Origin of the sequence: Flavobacterium palustre, from assembly GCF_014639535.1 — a bacterium.
In the GTDB taxonomy this organism is placed as follows: domain Bacteria; phylum Bacteroidota; class Bacteroidia; order Flavobacteriales; family Flavobacteriaceae; genus Flavobacterium; species Flavobacterium palustre.
This window is the reverse complement of record NZ_BMGA01000005.1, coordinates 161,270-180,540: the sequence shown is the minus strand read 5'-3', so window position 1 is coordinate 180,540 and position 19,271 is coordinate 161,270. Positions and strand designations below refer to the sequence as shown.

Below are 19,271 nucleotides of genomic sequence, written 5' to 3'. Positions count from 1 at the left end.
TATTTCTTTTTAAGAAATAAAAACACAAAAGCCGGTAAAAAAAATACCGGCTTTTGAAATAAGTGGGTGATAAAAAAAGATTAAATGATAATTCGAATAATTTCACCGTTTTTATTAATCATTTCAATTCGAACACTTTGGCGTTCATCTTTATTGTTTAAAAGTTTAGAAGCCGTTTCAATATCTTTGATTTTTACGTTATCGATGCTTAAAATAATATTTCCATTTAATTCTTCGGAATATTGACTTAAATTTTCGTTGTTGATTGATTTGATTTTGACACCATAATCAACGCGGAATTTCTTTTTATCAGCTGCCGAAATATTTTCTAATTCGATTCCTTTGAATTCAGTATTAAACAATTCGTTTTTACTCAATGTTACAGGAATAGTTTGGCTGTTGCCCTCTCTAATAATTGTTACCGCTACCTTGTCGTTCGGTCTTTTGGTATTAATGTAACCTGTAAGGTCTGCAAATGAAGTTATGTTTTGATTATCTATTTTAACAATAATATCTCCTTTTTTCAAGCCCGATTTGTCCGCTCCAGTATTTTTTCTAACATTATTAATGTAGAAACCCTCTGTTTGTTTGATGCCTAGCTCTTTGGATGCTTTTGCATTCAATTCGCCACCTTCAACTCCTAAAATTCCGCGTTGAACATTACCGTATTCCATAATGTCTTCGATAATTTTTCGGGCAATATTAGACGGAACCGCAAATGAATATCCCACATAAGAACCGGTCATTGAGGTAATCATCGTGTTGATTCCTATTAAATCACCACGTGTATTTACCAATGCACCTCCACTGTTTCCAGGGTTTACTGCGGCATCAGTTTGTATGAACGACTGAATGCCGTCTGTACCCAGGTTTCTGGCTTTTGCCGAAATAATACCCGCGGTTACCGTAGAGTTCAGATTGTATGGGTTTCCTACAGCGAGTACCCATTCTCCAACTTTTACATCGTCAGAATTTCCAAAAGAGCTGTAAGGTAACTTTTCATCGGCATCAATTTTTAAAAGGGCAATGTCCATTTTTGAATCGGTACCAATCAGTTTTGCTTTGTATGATTTTTTGTTGTTTAGGGTAATTTCAATTTCTGAAGCATCCTTAACTACGTGATTATTGGTTACAATATAACCATCTTCGGAAATGATAACTCCTGAACCGGTACCTACCTGTTCCTGAGGTTGTCCTCCGCCTCTGTAGCCGTAGAAAAATTCAAGAATAGGATCGTTTACTTTTTGATAAGAAACGTTTTTTACGTGAACTACCGTATGAATGGTTTTATCTGCAGCTTCGGTAAAATCTAACAACTCTGACGATAAGCCAACTCTTTTTGTGTAAGTATCGGAAGCAAGTGTTGTTAACGTTTTTTTGTCATTCGAAAAATAACCGTCATTGTCAAATAATAACTTATAAGCCCCTAAAGTAGTGGCTCCACTTAAAAGTGAAACTAAAAACAGATTTGAGAATTGTTTCATAATAGCTAACAGTTTTATGTTATTCATAGAGTAAAATTAAAATGAAAATTGAATGTTAAAAAACACTTTAACGCTGTTTAACAATGATTAACATTTCATTAATAGTTTGTACTTTTGTAAAACAAATTTAGAAATAATGTTAATACAATTTTATAAATATCAAGGTACGGGAAATGATTTTGTGATTATTGATAATCGTACCAATTTTTTTCCAAAAGAAGATACAAAACTCATTGAACGTCTTTGTGACAGACGATTTGGAATAGGAGCTGACGGCTTGATGTTGCTTGAAAATGACCCTGAAACCGATTTTAAAATGGTTTATTACAATTCTGACGGAAATCAAAGTACTATGTGCGGAAATGGTGGAAGATGTCTGGTAGCTTTTGCGAAACAATTAAATGTAATTGGTGATACTACTTCGTTTAATGCCGTAGATGGATTGCATCATGCTTCAGTAGATAAAGACGGAATTGTTTCTTTGCAAATGATTGATGTTGATGGTATAAAAATAAATCCGGATTACAGTTTTTTAAATACAGGTTCGCCACATCATGTGCAATTAGTAGATGATTTGGAGCATTATAATGTAAAAGAAAACGGAGCAGCCATTCGTTATGGAGAATTGTATGGCAAAGCAGGAAGTAATATCAATTTTGTCAAAAAAATAGACGATTCCACTTTTGCACTTCGTACTTATGAGCGTGGGGTAGAAGATGAAACCCTGGCTTGTGGAACCGGGGCAACGGCCGCTGCTATTGCGATGAATGCTACCGGACAAACGGATTTGACTGCCATTAACATGAATGTTGAAGGCGGAAAATTATCGGTTTCTTTCGAAAAAGAAGGCAATAAATATGTGAATGTTTTCCTGAACGGACCTGCAAAATTTGTTTTTGAAGGTACTATCGAAATTTAATCATTCCAAGAACTTACTTCAAAATGATTACTTTAAAAGGAGATAATATCTACATTCGTGCATTAGAACCCAATGATTTGGAATTTATTTATGCCGTAGAAAATGATCAAAGCATTTGGGAAGTGAGTAATACCCAAACTCCTTACAGCCGGTTTTTAATACGCCAATACCTTGAAAATGCCCATCAGGATATTTATGAAGCCAAGCAATTGCGATTAGCCATTTGTCAGGATCAGGATTTCCCTGCACTGGGTTTGATTGATTTATTTGATTTTGATCCTAAAAATAATCGGGCGGGAGTAGGAATTATGATATTGAATGATGAGAACAGAAATCTAAAGATTGGTTCTGAAGCTTTGGAATTGTTGATTCGCTATTCTTTCCACCATCTTAATTTGCATCAATTGTATGCAAATATTGGTGTAGAAAATGAAGCAAGTAAAGCTCTTTTTACTAAATTTGGCTTTCAATGTATAGGTGTTAAAAAGGATTGGAATCTTATCAATGGAGTATATCAAGACGAAGCCATCTATCAATTAATTAATCAACAATTTTAAATTTTTAGCTTTGACCCCAAAAAAAATTATTTCAATCATTTCTGTTGCGATTATTTCGGCATTGATTATTTATGGCTTTATATTAATTAGCCAAATATTTTCTGATAATACAAAATTTACTGAAAAAGAAGTATATGTTCACGTTCCTACTGATGCCACTTATCAGCAGGTAATGGATACCTTGAAGACTTATGTGACTAATCTAGACCGTTTTGAGATGGTTGCCAATAAAATGAGTTACCCTGAAAATGTAAAATCAGGACGTTTTTTGTTAACCAAAGGGATGAACAGTTACGAATTGGTTAAGGCCATGAGAAATAACGTTCCTGTAAAATTAGCTTTCAACAATCAGGAGCGAATTGAGAACTTAGCAGGTCGTGTGGGGTCTCAAATTGAAGCTGATAGTTTGTCTTTGTTGAATTCTTTTAAGGATTCTGTTTTCTTAAAGGAGAATGGTTTTACCGAAGAGAACGTCTTGTCAATGTTTATTGCCAACACTTATGAAGTCTATTGGAATACTTCGGCTGAAAAGTTTAGAGATAAAATGATTAAGGAATACCGTAATTTTTGGGACAAAGAGCGTGTAGCTAAAGCCGAAAAACAAGGATTATCACCTATAGAAGTGACTACGCTGGCTTCTATCGTGCATAAAGAATCGGTTAAAAAAGACGAAAGACCGAGAATTGCAGGTGTTTATTTAAACAGATTGCGTGCAGGAATGCCACTTCAGGCCGATCCTACAGTAATTTTTGCCAAAAAGAAAAAAGATAATGATTTCAATCAGATTATTAAACGTGTTTTTTATAACGATTTGTTTTTGAATTCGCCATACAACACTTATAAAGTAGTTGGCTTGCCTCCGGGACCTATTGCAATGCCTGATATTACAGCCTTAGAAGCGGTTTTGGATCCTGAAAAAAATAATTTTATTTATTTCTGTGCGAGTGTGAATCGTTTTGGATATCACGAATTTGCGGCTACTTTGGCAGAGCATAATGTTAATGCTAAAAAATATGCTGATTGGGTGAATGCTCAGGGAATCAAAAGATAGTTTTGAGGTTTAAAAGTTTTTTATTTTTTGGTTTGTTGCTTGCAATTTCAAATTGTGTGGCACAAAGTGGAATAGAATCTTTTTTAAAACCTTCGGATACTTTAAATAATAAAAGACAAAAAGCTGTTTTCGTTTCGGAAGCAGCTTTTTCTGCTATAAGCTTAGTCGGATTAAATCAGTTGTGGTATGCCGATTATCCCAAATCTAATTTCCATTTTGTTAATGACAATCAGGAGTGGTTGCAAATGGATAAGGCAGGACATGTTTTTTCTTCGTATCATCTGGGGCGTTTGGGAAGCGAAATGTTGCAATGGAGTGGTGCCAGTCCTAAAAAGCAATTAATTTACGGTGCCGGATTAGGATTTACTTTTTTAACAGCAGTTGAGGTCTTAGATGGTTTTTCGTCCGAATGGGGTGCTTCAACAGGTGATGTAATTGCTAATGCAACAGGAACGGCTTTATACATTTCTCAGGAATTACTTTGGAAAGAACAACGCATCACTCCCAAATTTTCATTTCATGCCACCCGATTTGCAAACTACCGACCGGAAGTTTTAGGAAGGAGTTTCAGTGAGCAAATTCTGAAAGATTATAATGGTCAGACTTATTGGTTGTCGGCTAATTTAAAATCCTTTTTTAAAGGTTCAAAAATTCCAAAAATTTTGAATATTGCTATTGGTTATGGAGCTGATGGAATGCTGGTTGGAAAAGGCGAAAATTCTGTAATTAATTTAGATGTAAATCAACCGAAATCAAGACAATTTTATCTCAGTTTAGACCTTGATTTGACAAAAATTGAGACCAAATCCCATTTTTTAAAGACATTTTTTTCTGTTTTTTCTGTTTTAAAAATTCCGGCACCCACTCTCGAATACTCGGCTAACGAGGGACTTAGAGCGTACGTTTTGTATTTTTAGAAAACTTTAATATGTTGATTTACAGCTTTCTGTTAAAAAGTTGTATATTTGCATGCAGAAATTTCTAAATGTGACAGGTTTAGAAGAAATCTAATTTATGATAAAAAAATGGTATTTTTACACTAGTCTGACTGTAATTGTGGTCTTTTTAAGTTACAGTTTCAAACCACACAAAAAGGATACAAATGAGTGGTTTTTTACAAAAAATAATGATAGCGTTTCGTATTCATTTCCATCACTCGAAGAACAAGAAAATACGAACTTGAATATTCCTTTTACAGGGAATTTCTTCATCGCCTTCAAAGAGGCAATTGGGTTCAAAGAATCCCAAAACAAATACAAAAAAGTCAATTCATTAGGGTATTTAGGAAAATACCAATTCGGAAATGAAACTTTAAGGTCTATTGGAATTCACGATACCGATAAATTCCTAAAAAGTCCGAAACTACAAGAAAAAGCATTTGTCGCTTTATTATCCAAAAACAAATCAATTTTAAAGGATGTTATCGCTAAATATGACGGAAAGGTCGTAAATGGTGTTTTGGTAACAGAATCAGGTATTTTAGCAGCCGCTCATTTAGGTGGGGCAGGTTCAGTAAAAAAATACTTTAGAAGTAATGGCAGAAGGTATATTAAGGATGCTTACGGTACTTCGATACAAAGTTATTTAAAAGCATTTGGAGGTTATGATACTTCTTTTATTGTACCTGATGTTAATGCGGTAGTTACTCTTTAATTTTTTCATACAAAAAAGTAAGCCCATTTGTGTTTTGATACAAATGGGCTTTTTTTTGGTTGTTTGCTTAAAAAAAAAGTTGAACACGAATTATACTAATTGTCACTAATTCTAATCAAATTAAAATCGAATGACACAAATTTCTATCTGCGTTTGGCAGATTCGTGTAATTAAAACAGGGGGTAATTTGTGTTTATCTGTGTAATTTGTGGCAAAAAAAATAATAAATCCAAATGCTTTATTTATGAATTTTGTTCTTCATTTAAAAAGAGGGTCAAAATTTTAATTGCTATTTTACTGCTGTTAGTCCCCGGACCAAATACAGCTGCGGCTCCGGCATCAAACAGAAATTGATAATCCTGTGCCGGAATAACTCCGCCCACGATAACCATAATATCTTCTCGTTTTAGTTTTTTTAGTTCTTCAATGAGTTGAGGAACTAATGTTTTATGTGCAGCAGCCAGCGAAGACACACCTAAAATATGAACATCATTTTCCATGGCTTGTTTAGCTGTTTCGGCCGGAGTTTGAAACAACGGACCAATATCAACGTCAAAGCCAATATCGGCAAAGGCTGTTGCCACTACTTTTGCGCCTCTGTCATGACCATCCTGTCCCATTTTGGCAATCATAATTCTTGGGCGACGACCTTCCTGTTTGGCAAAAGCATCGGCTAATTGTTTTGCTTTTTCAAAACTCTTATTCTGTTTGATTTCTTTACTATACACCCCGCTAAACGATTTAATTTGAGCTTTATGTCTTCCAAATACAATTTCTAGTGCCTGGCTAATTTCGCCTAAAGTAGCTCTTTCCCGGGCTGCTTCGATGGCTAATTCCAGTAAATTTCCATCTCCGGTTTGTGCGCAAAGCGTGATTTTTTCTAAAGCTGCTGTAACTTTTAAAGTGTTTCGTTTGGCTTTAACCTGATGGAGTCGTTCTAATTGTTGGTTACGAACTTTTTCAATATCAATGTCTAAGATGTTTAAAGGTACTTCTTTTTTTGCCTGAAATTGATTGATTCCTACAATAATATCCTGTTCACTGTCGATACGGGCTTGTTTTCGGGCTGCGCCTTCTTCGATTCGCAATTTCGGAATTCCCGTTGCCAGTGCTTTGGTCATTCCGCCAAGCGATTCTATTTCTTCGATATGTTTCCAGGCTTTTTCAGCAATTTCATTCGTCAGTGATTCAATATAGTAGCTTCCGCCCCAAGGGTCAACCGTTTTGGTAATTTTGGTTTCTTCCAATAGAAATAATTGGGTGTTTCGGGCAATTCGAGCCGAAAAATCACTTGGTAATGCCATAGCTTCATCCAAGGCATTGGTGTGAAGTGACTGTGTGCCACCAAAAACAGCTGCAGCAGCTTCAATACAAGTGCGAGCCACATTGTTAAAAGGATCCTGAGCCGTTAAACTCCAACCGCTGGTTTGACAATGTGTGCGCAATGTAAGCGATTTAGGATTTTTGGGATTAAAAGTTTTCATTAGCTTCGTCCAAATCATTCTGGCGGCTCTCATTTTGGCAATTTCCATAAAATGATTCATGCCAATTCCCCAAAAAAACGATAACCTCGGAGCAAAATCATCGATTTTCATTCCTGTTGCAAGTCCGGTTCTAATGTATTCCAATCCATCGGCCAGCGTGTAGGCTAATTCAATATCGGCGGTACCTCCGGCTTCTTGTATGTGGTATCCTGAAATAGAAATGGAGTGGAATTTAGGCATTTTTTTGCTGCAATATTCAAAGATGGCAGCCGTGATTTTCATTGAAGCTTCCGGTGGGTAGATGTAAGTATTACGCACCATGAACTCTTTGAGAATATCATTTTGAATCGTTCCTGAAAGGAGTTCCGGTTTAACACCCTGTTCCTCAGCTGCCACAATATAAAAAGCCATTATGGGTAAAACCGCTCCATTCATAGTCATGGAAACTGACATTTTATCAAGCGGAATCTGGTCAAATAATATTTTGAAATCTTCTACCGTATCAATGGCAACACCTGCTTTTCCAACATCTCCTTGCACTCTTTCATGATCCGAATCGAAACCGCGGTGTGTGGCCAAATCAAAAGCAATGGAAAGGCCTTCCTGTCCGGCTTTGAGGTTTTTTTTGTAAAAAGCATTGCTTTCCTCCGCGGTGGAAAAACCGGAATACTGACGGATAGTCCAGGGTTTTTGAACATACATGGTTGTGTGTGGACCACGTAAATAGGGCGGAAATCCGGCTGCAAAATCCAAATGGTCTAAATGTTCGATATCCTGTTCTGAATAGTTTTGTTTCAGTTCGATTCCTTCGGCCGTAACAAAGTTTTCAATTGCCGAATTTTCTTTTGCAAAAGTAAATTCGAAGCTGCTATCAGTTCCTGAGTTTTCAGATTTTAGTTGAATATGTCGGAGGTCTTTTCGAATCATTTGGGTATTTTTTGCAAATTTATTTTAGATAATTGAATTCGTTTTGATTATTCGGAAGCGAGACGTTCCTGTTCTGATTTTTCAGCCAGACGTTTTTCAATTATAGGCGTAATTAGCGTTTTTCGGGGTTTTATTTTTACAAAAGGATACAATTCGATTTGCTCTTTCATTTTATCTTTTGGGTTCGAATATTTATTGGTTCCAATAAGAATTTCTTTGCCCGAATCAAAAAGTTGTTGTTCTTTATCGGCGCTTTCCTGAATTTTTCTTTTAATTATTCCGTCGTTTAATTGTTTGAGAAAACCGCCATTGGCTTCGATTTCTTTGAATAAAGTCAGGGCTTTTTCGGCTAATTGCTGGGTTAACGTTTCAATATAATAACTGCCATCAGCCGGATTGTTTACCTTGTCAAAATAGCTTTCGTTTTTCAGAATCAGTAATTGATTTCGGGCTATTCGATCGCCAAATTCATTGTTTTTATGATAAATGGCATCATAAGGCAAATTAGCAATCGTATCAGCACCTCCCAAAATGGCTGACATACATTCGGTCGTGGTACGCAGCATATTCATATTGTAATCATATAAAGTTTTGTTGCGTTTTGTGGGCGTTACTAAAAGATGACAATCCTTGTCGTGGTAATATTCTTTAGCGATTAATCGAAACAGTAATCGCAGCGCACGTAATTTGGCAATTTCAAAAAAGTAATTGCTTCCTACGGCAACTTCAAAAACAATCGCCTGATGTATGGTTGGGATTTGGTTTAAATATTCATTGGCGTGAGCCAGACTGTAAGCAATTTGCTGTACCATGTTGGCTCCTGCATTTTGATATAATGCAGCATTGATACTAATCAACGAACTTTCTCTGCTTGTTTTAGAAAGTAAACGCAGCGTTTCAAAATTGTCTTTTTCTTTAGTTGAAAACCAATTGCCTTCTTTGGCTAATTGCCCAATGGGATCCAGATTGAAAAATACTTTTGCTTTTTTTTGTTCTATAATGGAATTTATTTTTGAAATAAAATCAACCGATAAAAATTTTAGGTCAAAATAAATTGCGGTGTTTTCCAGTGGCAATTTTTCTAGTAATTTATCGATGTCAACCAATTCGTTATCGATGGTGAATCGTAAACTTTCGGCTCCTCTTTGCAATGAATCTAAAGCTCTTTCTACTGATTTTTCAATATCAAAAACAAAAATATTCTGGCAGATTTTAAAGTTTGCAGCATGGGAGGGAGCAGTAGTGGTTTTGCTAAAATCATCCCGATGGTAAAAAGGTTTTACTTTGATGTCTTCCGGCGAATTCCATACTAAGCTTTCGTTATAGTCAGCTCCATCCAATTCAAACTGGATTTTTTGTTTCCATTGTTTGGATGAAACCGGGTCGAAATTTTCGAATAGAGGAGTAGCCATTTTAGTTTGGTTTTAATTCCCCTCTTGAGAGGGGTTAGGGGTGTGCTATTTATTTTTTCTCAATCGTGTCGCCTTCAAATTCGACAATATAAATGTCCTCACTGTCTTTTTTCATATAGTATTTTTCACGGGCATATTTTTCTACCTGCTCCGGATTTTTGAGCTGTTTTATCTGGGCTTCGTCTTTTTTGATTTCTTCCTGATAATAGGTTTTGTTGTCTTCTAATTCTTCAATTTGGTCATTTAAAACACTATGGTCAAAGTAGGAGTAATTGTCTAAAAATAGCATCCAGATTATAAAAAATAATAAGGACCAAATGTATTTGTTGCTTAAAAACTGGAACCAGGCTTTGTCTTTATAGGGATTTTTCATTCGTTGTTTTTTTATGTCAGTTTCAATTAAAAACTATTTTCGATACATTTTTTGTTCCGTTTTACTACACAAAAAACACTCGAATTGACGTTTTTAATATTGCAGATATGTATTTATAAATTTACAATAAAATTATAGTATTTTTTGATTGATTACCGTGCGAAGCATATCTATGGCCACCGTATTGTATTTGTTGTTGGGGATAATAATATCGGCAAATGCTTTAGTAGGTTCTATAAACTGTTCGTGCATGGGTTTTAAGGTTTGCTGATAGCGATTTAAAACTTCTTCCATATCCCGTCCGCGCTCGGCGATGTCCCTTTTAAGACGGCGAATCAGGCGTTCATCGGCATCGGCATGAACAAAAATCTTAATATCAAATAAATCCCTTAATTCGGCATGTGCTAAAATTAAAATTCCTTCTACAATCATAACTTTTCGGGGATGAGTGCTTATGGTATCCTCGGTTCGGTTATGGGTTACAAAAGAATATACGGGTTGCTGAATGGTTTTACCAGCTTTGAGTTCTTGTAAATGAGCTACTAATAAGTCAAAATCAATGGCTCTGGGATGATCAAAGTTAATCAGTACCCGTTCGTCATAATTCAGATGATCATTTTTTTTGTAATAGGAATCCTGAGAAATAACGCCCACTTCGGCATCCGGTAACTGATTCATGATTTGGTGTACCACCGTTGTTTTTCCACTTCCTGTTCCGCCTGCAATTCCTATAATGAGCATAAAATGGTTTTGTTTTATTAGTACAACAAAAATAGGAATTTAATTGGGAGTAGGTTTTGGTTTTGGGGTGAAATGTTGAAGGGTTTTCAACAGGATCTAGAGTGATTGTAGAAGAATAATGTTTTTGTAGCTGTGATCAGCAGTGTTTTTTACTTATAACCGAATAGTTCTGTTTCTTGAAAATCGATTATTCCTTTTTTACGTAGTATTTCTGTATAAGCATCAATTCTCGTTGCGATTAACCTATCTCTATTTGATATCGACCATTCATTCATGATTCCAATTAATTTTGGTTCGCTTTTCAAATCAAAATGATTGATATACCATAGACCGCATCCGCTAATTCCGAATAAATCAGGGCCATAACTTATTGATTTAGATTTTGTATTGGGTGTGTTTTGTCTGTCATATTCTACAATAAGATTTAAATATTCATTTCTTTTTAATTTTTTGTACTCATTCAAATTCACACATTTTGTTATACCAATATATGGACTGGAGTGGAAAGAATTTGTTGAATATTTCTTTTTTAACCAACTACTTGGATATCCAAAAACTATGTAACTCATAAAATCAACAGAAGAATGATTAATCTCTAAATTTGAACTATCAAGAAAGGAATAATCAATGCTCAAATCTTTTACGGATTGATTGTCTAAAATCAAAATAGCAACATCTAATTCATCAGAATTTCTATCTTTTTTTGGATTGTTTTTAATAATATTTCCACCAGGTTTTATTAATGTTTTACCTTCTTCGACTGGTATGAATAGTTTTTCAAAATCATCAAAAACATGAGCAGCAGAAAATAGAAAATACTTATCTCCAATTTTAATAAAAACACCAGTTCCATGTTGTTTGTAAGAATCTAGATTTTTAAAAAGTGTACAAGTGAAATTTCTAATTTTTGGAAGACTATTTATATACTTTTCGACAATTTCTTTCATACTAGTCTGTTTTAAAATCTAAAAAAAATGTTTGTATTTTGTTTTGATTTATCCTGAATATTCTTTGTTTTAGTGGTGAATTGCAGAGTATTGTTTTGCATAAAATCGGAAAGCTATTTTTAATTTGCGAATTTGAATATAAAAAAATAACATTCAAAGAATCACTTATTCTTCTTCGCTTTAATCATCATTTCCAGTTGATCCCATAGTTCCTCGGGAATGGCTTCCAGAATATTAAATTGTCCCGCGCCTTTAAGCCATTCTCCTCCATCAATCACTACGACTTCTCCATTGATATAAGCTGAAAAATCAGAAACTAAATAAGCAGCTAAATTGGCCAGTTCCTGATGGTCGCCCACACGTTGCAGAGGTACTTTTTTAGCCATGTCAAATTTCTGAGCTAAATCTCCCGGAAGTAATCTGTCCCAGGCACCTTTGGTAGGAAATGGTCCCGGAGCAATCGCATTGGTACGAATTCCGTATTTAGCCCATTCCACAGCCAGACTTCGGGTCATGGCGAGTACACCAGCTTTTGCAGTAGCGCTGGGCACTACATAAGCCGAACCTGTCCAGGCATAAGTGGTGACAATATTTAAAACCGTAGCCGAAGTTTGTTTACTGTCAATCCAGTGTTTACCAAAAGCCAGCGTACAGTTTTTAGTTCCCTTTAGAACAATATCAATAACGGTGTCAAAAGCATTAGACGATAAGCGTTCGGTAGGAGAGATGAAGTTTCCGGCTGCGTTGTTGAGTAAAACATCCACTTTACCAAAGCTTTTAAGGACTTGCTGCAACATGTTTTCCACTTCTTCATAATGACGCACGTCACATTGTACAGGCAAACAAATTCCGCCTGTTTCCGATTCCAGTTCGATAGCGGTATTTTTAAGTTTATCTAAATCGCGGGAAGTAATGGCAACTTTTGCGCCCAGCTCCAGGAAATATTTCGTCATGGCTTTTCCCAGTCCGCTGCCGCCACCGGTTACTACAATTACTTTCCCTTTTAAGGCATCGTCACGTAACATTTTGTTGCTAAAGTTCATTTGATTTTTGTTTTAGGTAAATATACAAATTCAACTTTATGGATTGAAAAAATAATAGGATTCTCTGAGGTGAGTTTGTCAGGAAAAAAGAAGTGCAAATAGGTAAATTAAAATTCGTCATTATCATTTTAAAAGTTGCGATTTGTTTTTCGGCTGTTTTGTTATAAAAGTAAAATTGGAGTAGTTTGTGTCGAAAATAACCTTAAACTGATGTTTTTTTAATATTAAATCTGTCATAAAATAAATGATTAGTAGTGCGTTTTCTATTTATGTTTTTATATTTGTTAAAATGAGATAATTCATTTGCAGCAAGGGATTTTGAATGTTGTTTTTACAATCGTAGAGAAACAGACAGCATACTTTTGTTTCCCGTTTATTTTTTGAAAAGCTTCAGTTATCTCTAACTTGTTAATTTACAGACTAAAAATAAATCAGAATATGACGGACTTTTTAAAGCATTTAATAAACGAATTTGACTTGCCATTAGGAAACCCTGTATTGGTTTTTTCGCTAATCTTATTTATTATATTATTATCTCCCATTCTTCTAAAAAGATTGAATATTCCGGGGATTATTGGTTTAATTATTTCAGGGGTTGTTATTGGTCCTCATGGTTTGAATATTCTGGAGAAAAACTCCGCTATTGATTTATTTTCGACTATTGGGTTGTTGTATATCATGTTTATTGCGGGTTTGGAACTGGATATGAATGAGTTTAAGGCTAATAGAAATAAAAGTCTGTTGTTTGGCTTTTTTACGTTTATTTTTCCTTTGACTATAGGTTTTCCGGTGTGTTTTTATTTTTTAGATTATGATTTTAATGCCAGTTTTTTAACCGCCAGTATGTTTGCCACTCATACTTTGGTAGCTTATCCTATTGTGAGTAAACTGGGTATTGTTAAAAATCAGGCTGTAGCTATTACTATTGGCGGAACCATACTTACAGATACCGCCGTGCTGATTATTCTGGCAGTAATTATGGGAAATACCAATGGTAATCTAAATCAGGAATTTTGGTTGCGATTAGGAATTTCGTTGGCTATTTTCTCGGCAATTATGTTTTTGGTTATTCCTAAAATTGCCAAGTGGTTTTTCAGAAAGTTAGAAAGCGAAAAGCATTCTCACTATATTTTTGTTTTATCAGTGGTGTTTTTTGCTGCCTTTTTAGCCGAAGTAGCCGGTGTTGAACCTATTATTGGAGCTTTCGTTGCCGGTTTGGCTTTAAATAAATTAATACCACATTCTTCGGCATTGATGAACCGAATTGAGTTTATTGGGAACTCGTTGTTTATACCTTTTTTCCTGATAAGTGTTGGGATGTTAGTGGATACCAGTGTTATTTTAAAAGGACCTACAGCATTGATAGTGGCGGGAACACTTTCGGTTGTTGCCCTGGCGGGTAAATGGGTTGCAGCGTTAATTACCCAATATATTTTTAAGTATTCTACTGTACAAAGACAGCTGATTTTTGGTTTGAGTAGTGCTCATGCCGCAGCAACTTTAGCAGTGATATTGGTAGGTTATAAAGCAAATATTCTTGATGAAAATATTCTGAATGGTACCATTATTTTGATTTTAATTACCTGTGTTATCGCTTCTTTTGTAACTGAAAAAGCGGCAAAACGTATTGTAATTGAAAGCGAAGATGAAAAAACCGATTCAGTTGTTGCTAACAGGATGAACGAAGAACACATTCTGCTTCCTATTGCCAATGTTAAAAAGATTGCGAAGTTACTTGAGTTTTCGGTTTTGATTAAAGATAAAAAATCACCTAATCCGGTTTCGATTCTTTCTGTTGTTTCGAATGATGAAGAAGCAGAATCGAATATTATTAAAACCAGAAATAAGCTGGAAGAATTTGTTAAACAAGGTTCGGCGACGGAGACTAAAGTTAATGCAATTACAACCATAGATCACAATGTTACCAGTGGTGTCACCCGTGTTTCAAGAGAAATTATGGCGAATATTATTATTTTAGGCTGGCCCGTGCGTACCGGTTTACTGGATAAGATTATTGGTATTGATGAAAAAACAGAAAGTATTATAGGGAATACCGATAAAACCGTTTTTATTTGTGATTTGGTTAAACCATTAATCCTTCATAAACGAATTCAGGTAATTGCACCACCGCTTGCCGAGCATGAAAATGGTTTTGATTTATGGATTATTAAGATTTCTAAATTGGCTCAGGAATTGAGTATTCCGTTGTTTTTAGATTGTAATCAGGCAACTAAAAAGGCAGTTGAGAAATTTTTAAGTGAAATGAAACTGCCTGTTAAAATTACAATAAACCTTTTTGATGATTGGGAAGATTTTCTGGTGTTGTCGCGAAAAATAAATGAAGATGATTTATTTGTTCTTGTTTCTGCAAGAAAAGGTTCGGCTTCTTATATGAATTTGCTCGAAAGATTGCCTTCAAAATTAGGGAAACATTTTGCAGCCAATAGTAAGCTGATAATCTATCCGCAACAATTTGATAAAAATTATTTTCCGCAGGGATATGAAGATATTTCATCGCAACCTTTAAATAAAGGGATTGAAACCATACAGAAACTGGGAAAGGATATTGGAAATATTTTTAAAAAAGAAACCAATAATTAAATTTTACATAATCTTCTGGCAGCTTCTTCTAAGGTTGCATTATCCTTCGCAAAGCAAAACCGAATCAAGTGTAAATCTTTGCCATTTTCATAAAAATTAGAAATCGGAATGGCAGCCACGCCATGTTCGGTGATGAGGCGTTTGCAAAAATCCACATCGTTTTCATTTGAAATGGCTGCATAGGAAACGACTTGAAAGTAAGTGCCTTCGCAAGGCAATAATTTGAATCTGCTTTTTGAAAGCAATTGTCTGAAATAATCTCTTTTTTCCTGATAGAAATCGCCAATTTCATCAACAGAAACGATATCTAAATAATTGCTAATCGCAGCCTGAGCCACGCTGTTGACGCTGAAAACCAGAAATTGATGGACTTTTTTGATTTCTTTCATCAAATGTTCGGGAGCCACTAAATAGCCTACTTTCCAACCTGTAATGTGAAATGTTTTTCCAAAGGAAGAAACCACAATAGCGCGATTGCGAAGCAATTTTCGGGTGTGAACAGAAATGTGTTTTTGTTCAAAAGTGATGTATTCATAGACTTCATCTGAAAGCAGGATGATTTTAGGGAATTTTTCAAGTATTTTTTCTAAGGCTTCAAAATCCGTTTTGGTTAAAATTTTCCCCGTTGGATTGTGCGGATTATTAATGATAATCATTTTGGTTTTCGAAGTACAAGCCGCTTCAATAGTTTTCCAATTGGGAGTATAGTCGTCGTTTAAAGAAACCCGAACCGGCTTTGCATTGCACAATAAAACAGGCGCTTCGTAAGAATCATAACAGGGGTCTAAAATGATTACTTCATCTTCATTTTCTACCAATGCCTGAATGCTGGTGAAAATTCCCTGAGTGGCTCCGGTTGTTACCAGAATTTCGGTTTCTGTTTGTGCAGTTCTTTGATAGGAGTCATTAACAAGTGCAGCAATTTTGGTTAACAAAGGCGGATATCCTGCCATTGGCGTGTATTGATGTACGTCTTCCTTAGCTAGTTCGGCTACAATATCAGTCAGTTTTTCATCAACCGGAAAGTTCGGAAATCCTTGTGATAAATTAATGGCATTGTACTCTGTCGCCATTTTTGACATGACAGTGAAAATGCTGGTGCTGATATTGGGAAGTTTAGACATCTTTTATTTTTGAAAGTCTAAAAGTAAGGAAAGGTTCTGATTTTTGGAAAAAGAAAACAGAGAAAAGAAAATAGAGGCAAGAAGAAAGAAAAAAGATGAGTATTTTTTTTACCATATAAGTCATATAAGCTTTTAGATTAAGTTATATTCTTATGTCTTAAATGATTTTTCTAAGCTCATAGTAGAAAAAGATTAGCTTATATGGTCTGAAAATTTACTATTTAGAAAGCTTAGATGAACTTACATGACTTATATGATTTAGAAAAAATCACATTTTATGAATAATGAAAATAGTAGGACGCTTGTGTAAATCGACTGTTTCTTTTTTCCAAGCTGCAATTTTCTTTGTTTTAATGTATTCTGTTGGTAAAGTAATGTCAGTTGCAATGCACAAATGAGTTTCAGGATGTAAAGTCTGAACTAAATCTTCCAGTAATTTATTGTTGCGATACGGAGTTTCAATAAAAATTTGCGATTGATTTTTTTCAAATGAAATACGCTCTAAGCTTTTTAGAGCAGCTTTTTTTTCGTCTTTTTCAATTGGTAAATATCCGTGAAAAGTAAAACTTTGTCCGTTCATTCCTGATGCCATCATCGCTAATAAAATAGAAGAAGGACCAACCAGTGGAATAACCTGAATTCCTCTTTCATGTGCCAGTTTTACGATTACAGAACCTGGATCGGCAACACCGGGACAACCGGCTTCGCTCATTAAACCAACATTTTTTCCTTCCAATAAAGGTTTTATGAAATCCAAATGTTCTTTGGTTTCTGTATGTTTGTTTAATGCAAAAAGTACTAAATCGGATTGTTTTTTTTCAGGATGCACCGCTTTAATCGATTTTCGGGCGGTTTTTTCGTTTTCTACAATATAGTAATCAATGAAATCAATCGTTCTTTTTACGGTTTGCGGTAAAACATCCATCGGGTCGCAATCTCCCATTGTAGTTGGGATTAAATAGAGTTTTCCAAAAAGATTTGATTTCATCGGATTGTGTTTTAAATACAATTAAGCAGATTAATGGTGAGTGGCTTTTAGTTTGGCAGCGATATTGTTGCAGGCTTCGTCAAGCATTTGGTACACTATTTCAAATCCATTGGCAATGCCGTAATAAGGATCCGGAACATCTACGTTTTCGTTAGGGTATAATTCGTTCAGGATGATTTGAACTTTCGTTTTATGATTTTCATTTTTTGCTAAATGAATAACATCTCTGTAATTGGATTTGTCCATCACATAGATGTAGTCAAAAGTGTCAAAATCTTCGGGTTTAAATTGTCTTGCTCTTTGAGAAGAAATATCCAGCTGGTATTTTTTGGCAACGGCAATAGAACGTGAGTCGGGCTGATGTCCCACATGCCAGGAGCCTGTGCCGGCAGAATCAACAAAGAATTTGTCTTTAGGTAGTTTGGAAGCCAAAATTCCTTCGGCCAAAGGAGACCGGCAAATATTGCCCAAACATACCATTAAAATCTTTACAGGCATAAGGCTTTTATAGCGTTAGTTTCTTGTGGATGTCTTCGACAAATTTTTTGAATTGTTTGTCGGTAGCTACCAGATTGTCTACAGTTTTACAAGCGTGTAATACTGTTGCGTGGTCGCGATCACCTATTTGAGAACCAATATTTGCCAAAGAAGACTTAGTGAATTTTTTAGCAAAAAACATTGCTAACTGTCTCGCCTGAACCACGTGTCTTTTTCTTGTTTTTGATTGCAAAGTTTCTACATCCAATTGGAAATAATCGGAAACGATTTTTTGAATATAATCGATAGAGATTTCGCGTTTTACATTCTTAACAAATTTTTCAACAACGCTCTTTGCCAGTTCAATAGTAACTTCTTTTTTGTTGAAAGAAGATTGAGCAATCAAAGAAATGATAGCGCCTTCTAACTCACGAACATTTGATTTGATGTTGCGGGCCACGTATTCGATAATTTCTTCCGGCATTTCTACACCATCGCGATACAATATGTTTTTTAGAATCGAAATTCTGGTCTCGTAATCCGGTTGGTGCAATTCAGCTGATAATCCCCATTTGAAACGGGATAGTAAGCGTTGCTCAATATCCTGCATGTCAACAGGTGCTTTATCGGAAGTCAGGATAACTTGTTTGCCGTTTTGGTGTAAATAGTTAAAGATGTGAAAAAATACATCTTGCGTTCCTGATTTTCCAGATAGGAATTGTACGTCATCAATGATTAATACATCGATTAATTGGTAGAAATGGATAAAATCATTTCTGTTATTTTTCTTTACCGAGTCGATATATTGTTGTGTGAAAATTTCGGCAGAAATATATAAAACGGTTTTCTCAGGATATTTGTCTTTAATTTCAACGCCAATAGCGTGGGCAAGGTGTGTTTTTCCTAATCCAACACCACCAAAAATCAATAATGGATTAAATGAAGTTCCTCCCGGTTTATTGGCTACAGCCATACCAGCCGAACGGGCTAAACGGTTAGAATCACCTTCAAGGAAGTTGTCAAAACTGTAATTAGCGTTTAGTTGCGATTCAATCTTCAAATTTCTGATTCCGGGAATCACAAAAGGATTTTTTAATTCCGGATCCAGATTTTTTAACGGAGCATCTACATTTTGCGGTTTTACAGGAGAACGGTTGGCACTTGGCAATTGTTCCGTAAAGGGTTGTTTGTTGCCATAAGTGTTCTCCATTTTAATTTTATAAAGTAACTTTGCGTTTTTTCCAAGTTCTTTAGTAAGGGCAACCTTTAATAGTTTAACATAGTGTTCTTCTAACCATTCGTAGAAAAATTTACTAGGAACCTGAATATACAATGCGTTATCGGTAAGTTCAACTGACTTGATTGGCTCAAACCAAGTTTTGTATGCTTGGTCTTGAATATTGTCTTTTATAAAAGACAAACAGTTATCCCATACTGATTGAGCAGTTTTGTTCATAAATTCTGTTAAATTATTATATTTTTTATTCTGT

At 35.2% G+C, this 19,271-nt stretch carries 17 protein-coding genes; 6 read left to right on the top strand and 11 right to left on the bottom strand.

Annotation, left to right across the window (positions count from 1 at the left end):
- Positions 1-80: 80 nt before the first annotated feature.
- Positions 81-1,484, bottom strand: a complete 1,404-nt coding sequence (locus IEV84_RS11265; RefSeq protein WP_188494467.1) for a Do family serine endopeptidase — start codon at positions 1,482-1,484, stop codon at positions 81-83.
- Between the two features lie 136 nt (positions 1,485-1,620).
- Between IEV84_RS11265 and dapF the strand changes: the two genes are divergently transcribed.
- The 5 genes from dapF to IEV84_RS11240 all read left to right on the top strand — a co-directional run bounded on the left by dapF (position 1,621) and on the right by IEV84_RS11240 (position 5,664).
- Entirely contained in the window at positions 1,621-2,403 is a 783-nt protein-coding gene (gene dapF / locus IEV84_RS11260; RefSeq protein ID WP_188494387.1) for a diaminopimelate epimerase, read from the top strand.
- 23 nt (positions 2,404-2,426) lie between these two features.
- Entirely contained in the window at positions 2,427-2,960 is a 534-nt protein-coding gene (locus IEV84_RS11255) for a GNAT family N-acetyltransferase (protein WP_188494386.1), read from the top strand.
- A 10-nt stretch (positions 2,961-2,970) separates the two neighbouring features.
- A complete protein-coding gene (gene mltG, locus IEV84_RS11250; RefSeq protein WP_188494385.1) occupies positions 2,971-4,011 on the top strand; it encodes an endolytic transglycosylase MltG in 1,041 nt (346 codons plus the stop codon).
- Between the two features lie 56 nt (positions 4,012-4,067).
- Positions 4,068-4,928: a DUF2279 domain-containing protein gene (locus IEV84_RS11245; protein WP_229732663.1), complete on the top strand. Its 861-nt coding sequence runs from the start codon at positions 4,068-4,070 to the stop codon at positions 4,926-4,928.
- A gap of 97 nt (positions 4,929-5,025) precedes the next feature.
- Positions 5,026-5,664, top strand: a complete 639-nt coding sequence (locus IEV84_RS11240; protein WP_188494384.1) for a peptidoglycan-binding protein LysM — start codon at positions 5,026-5,028, stop codon at positions 5,662-5,664.
- Positions 5,665-5,906: 242 nt separating this feature from the next.
- Here the strand turns inward: IEV84_RS11240 and scpA are convergent, their stop codons facing one another.
- From scpA to IEV84_RS11210, 6 genes are all read right to left on the bottom strand, one after another.
- On the bottom strand, positions 5,907-8,075 hold the full coding sequence (gene scpA, locus IEV84_RS11235) for a methylmalonyl-CoA mutase (RefSeq protein ID WP_188494383.1): 2,169 nt from the start codon (positions 8,073-8,075) through the stop codon (positions 5,907-5,909).
- A 47-nt stretch (positions 8,076-8,122) separates the two neighbouring features.
- Positions 8,123-9,487: a methylmalonyl-CoA mutase subunit beta gene (locus tag IEV84_RS11230; protein WP_188494382.1), complete on the bottom strand. Its 1,365-nt coding sequence runs from the start codon at positions 9,485-9,487 to the stop codon at positions 8,123-8,125.
- Positions 9,488-9,536: 49 nt separating this feature from the next.
- Positions 9,537-9,860 (bottom strand): FtsB family cell division protein, encoded by a 324-nt coding sequence (locus IEV84_RS11225; RefSeq protein WP_188494381.1) that lies wholly within the window; start codon positions 9,858-9,860, stop codon positions 9,537-9,539.
- A 132-nt stretch (positions 9,861-9,992) separates the two neighbouring features.
- The gene (gene udk, locus IEV84_RS11220) at positions 9,993-10,601 is read right to left on the bottom strand and encodes a uridine kinase (RefSeq protein WP_188494380.1); all 609 of its coding nucleotides are present in this window, start codon (positions 10,599-10,601) and stop codon (positions 9,993-9,995) included.
- Positions 10,602-10,750: 149 nt separating this feature from the next.
- The gene (locus IEV84_RS11215) at positions 10,751-11,548 is read right to left on the bottom strand and encodes a hypothetical protein (RefSeq protein ID WP_188494379.1); all 798 of its coding nucleotides are present in this window, start codon (positions 11,546-11,548) and stop codon (positions 10,751-10,753) included.
- A 161-nt stretch (positions 11,549-11,709) separates the two neighbouring features.
- Entirely contained in the window at positions 11,710-12,591 is an 882-nt protein-coding gene (locus IEV84_RS11210; protein WP_188494378.1) for an SDR family oxidoreductase, read from the bottom strand.
- Between the two features lie 438 nt (positions 12,592-13,029).
- Here IEV84_RS11210 and IEV84_RS11205 point away from each other — a divergent pair, with 438 nt between their 5' ends.
- On the top strand, positions 13,030-15,192 hold the full coding sequence (locus IEV84_RS11205) for a cation:proton antiporter (RefSeq protein ID WP_188494377.1): 2,163 nt from the start codon (positions 13,030-13,032) through the stop codon (positions 15,190-15,192).
- Here the strand turns inward: IEV84_RS11205 and IEV84_RS11200 are convergent.
- From IEV84_RS11200 to dnaA, 4 genes are all read right to left on the bottom strand, one after another.
- Positions 15,189-16,316: a methionine aminotransferase gene (locus IEV84_RS11200; protein WP_188494376.1), complete on the bottom strand. Its 1,128-nt coding sequence runs from the start codon at positions 16,314-16,316 to the stop codon at positions 15,189-15,191. The genes IEV84_RS11205 and IEV84_RS11200 overlap by 4 nt on opposite strands.
- Before the next feature lie 268 nt (positions 16,317-16,584).
- Positions 16,585-17,304 carry an SAM-dependent methyltransferase gene (locus tag IEV84_RS11195; RefSeq protein ID WP_188494375.1) on the bottom strand — a complete coding sequence of 240 codons (720 nt, stop codon included), beginning with the start codon at positions 17,302-17,304 and terminating at the stop codon, positions 16,585-16,587.
- Between the two features lie 30 nt (positions 17,305-17,334).
- A complete protein-coding gene (locus IEV84_RS11190) occupies positions 17,335-17,802 on the bottom strand; it encodes a low molecular weight protein-tyrosine-phosphatase (protein ID WP_188494374.1) in 468 nt (155 codons plus the stop codon).
- Positions 17,803-17,809: 7 nt separating this feature from the next.
- Positions 17,810-19,237, bottom strand: coding sequence for a chromosomal replication initiator protein DnaA (dnaA, locus tag IEV84_RS11185; RefSeq protein WP_188494373.1), 1,428 nt, complete (start codon positions 19,235-19,237; stop codon positions 17,810-17,812).
- Positions 19,238-19,271 lie beyond the last annotated feature (34 nt).

What these genes read in the sequence shown, in the direction of transcription:
- IEV84_RS11265 (WP_188494467.1), bottom strand. Translation starts at nt 1,484, where the DNA reads ATGAAACAATTCTCAAATCTGTTTTTAGTTTCACTTTTAAGTGGAGCC.
- dapF (WP_188494387.1), top strand. Translation starts at nt 1,621, where the DNA reads ATGTTAATACAATTTTATAAATATCAAGGTACGGGAAATGATTTTGTG.
- IEV84_RS11255 (WP_188494386.1), top strand. Translation starts at nt 2,427, where the DNA reads ATGATTACTTTAAAAGGAGATAATATCTACATTCGTGCATTAGAACCC.
- IEV84_RS11240 (WP_188494384.1), top strand. Translation starts at nt 5,026, where the DNA reads ATGATAAAAAAATGGTATTTTTACACTAGTCTGACTGTAATTGTGGTC.
- scpA (WP_188494383.1), bottom strand. Translation starts at nt 8,075, where the DNA reads ATGATTCGAAAAGACCTCCGACATATTCAACTAAAATCTGAAAACTCA.
- IEV84_RS11230 (WP_188494382.1), bottom strand. Translation starts at nt 9,487, where the DNA reads ATGGCTACTCCTCTATTCGAAAATTTCGACCCGGTTTCATCCAAACAA.
- IEV84_RS11225 (WP_188494381.1), bottom strand. Translation starts at nt 9,860, where the DNA reads ATGAAAAATCCCTATAAAGACAAAGCCTGGTTCCAGTTTTTAAGCAAC.
- udk (WP_188494380.1), bottom strand. Translation starts at nt 10,601, where the DNA reads ATGCTCATTATAGGAATTGCAGGCGGAACAGGAAGTGGAAAAACAACG.
- IEV84_RS11215 (WP_188494379.1), bottom strand. Translation starts at nt 11,548, where the DNA reads ATGAAAGAAATTGTCGAAAAGTATATAAATAGTCTTCCAAAAATTAGA.
- IEV84_RS11210 (WP_188494378.1), bottom strand. Translation starts at nt 12,591, where the DNA reads ATGAACTTTAGCAACAAAATGTTACGTGACGATGCCTTAAAAGGGAAA.
- IEV84_RS11205 (WP_188494377.1), top strand. Translation starts at nt 13,030, where the DNA reads ATGACGGACTTTTTAAAGCATTTAATAAACGAATTTGACTTGCCATTA.
- IEV84_RS11200 (WP_188494376.1), bottom strand. Translation starts at nt 16,316, where the DNA reads ATGTCTAAACTTCCCAATATCAGCACCAGCATTTTCACTGTCATGTCA.
- IEV84_RS11195 (WP_188494375.1), bottom strand. Translation starts at nt 17,304, where the DNA reads ATGAAATCAAATCTTTTTGGAAAACTCTATTTAATCCCAACTACAATG.
- IEV84_RS11190 (WP_188494374.1), bottom strand. Translation starts at nt 17,802, where the DNA reads ATGCCTGTAAAGATTTTAATGGTATGTTTGGGCAATATTTGCCGGTCT.
- dnaA (WP_188494373.1), bottom strand. Translation starts at nt 19,237, where the DNA reads ATGAACAAAACTGCTCAATCAGTATGGGATAACTGTTTGTCTTTTATA.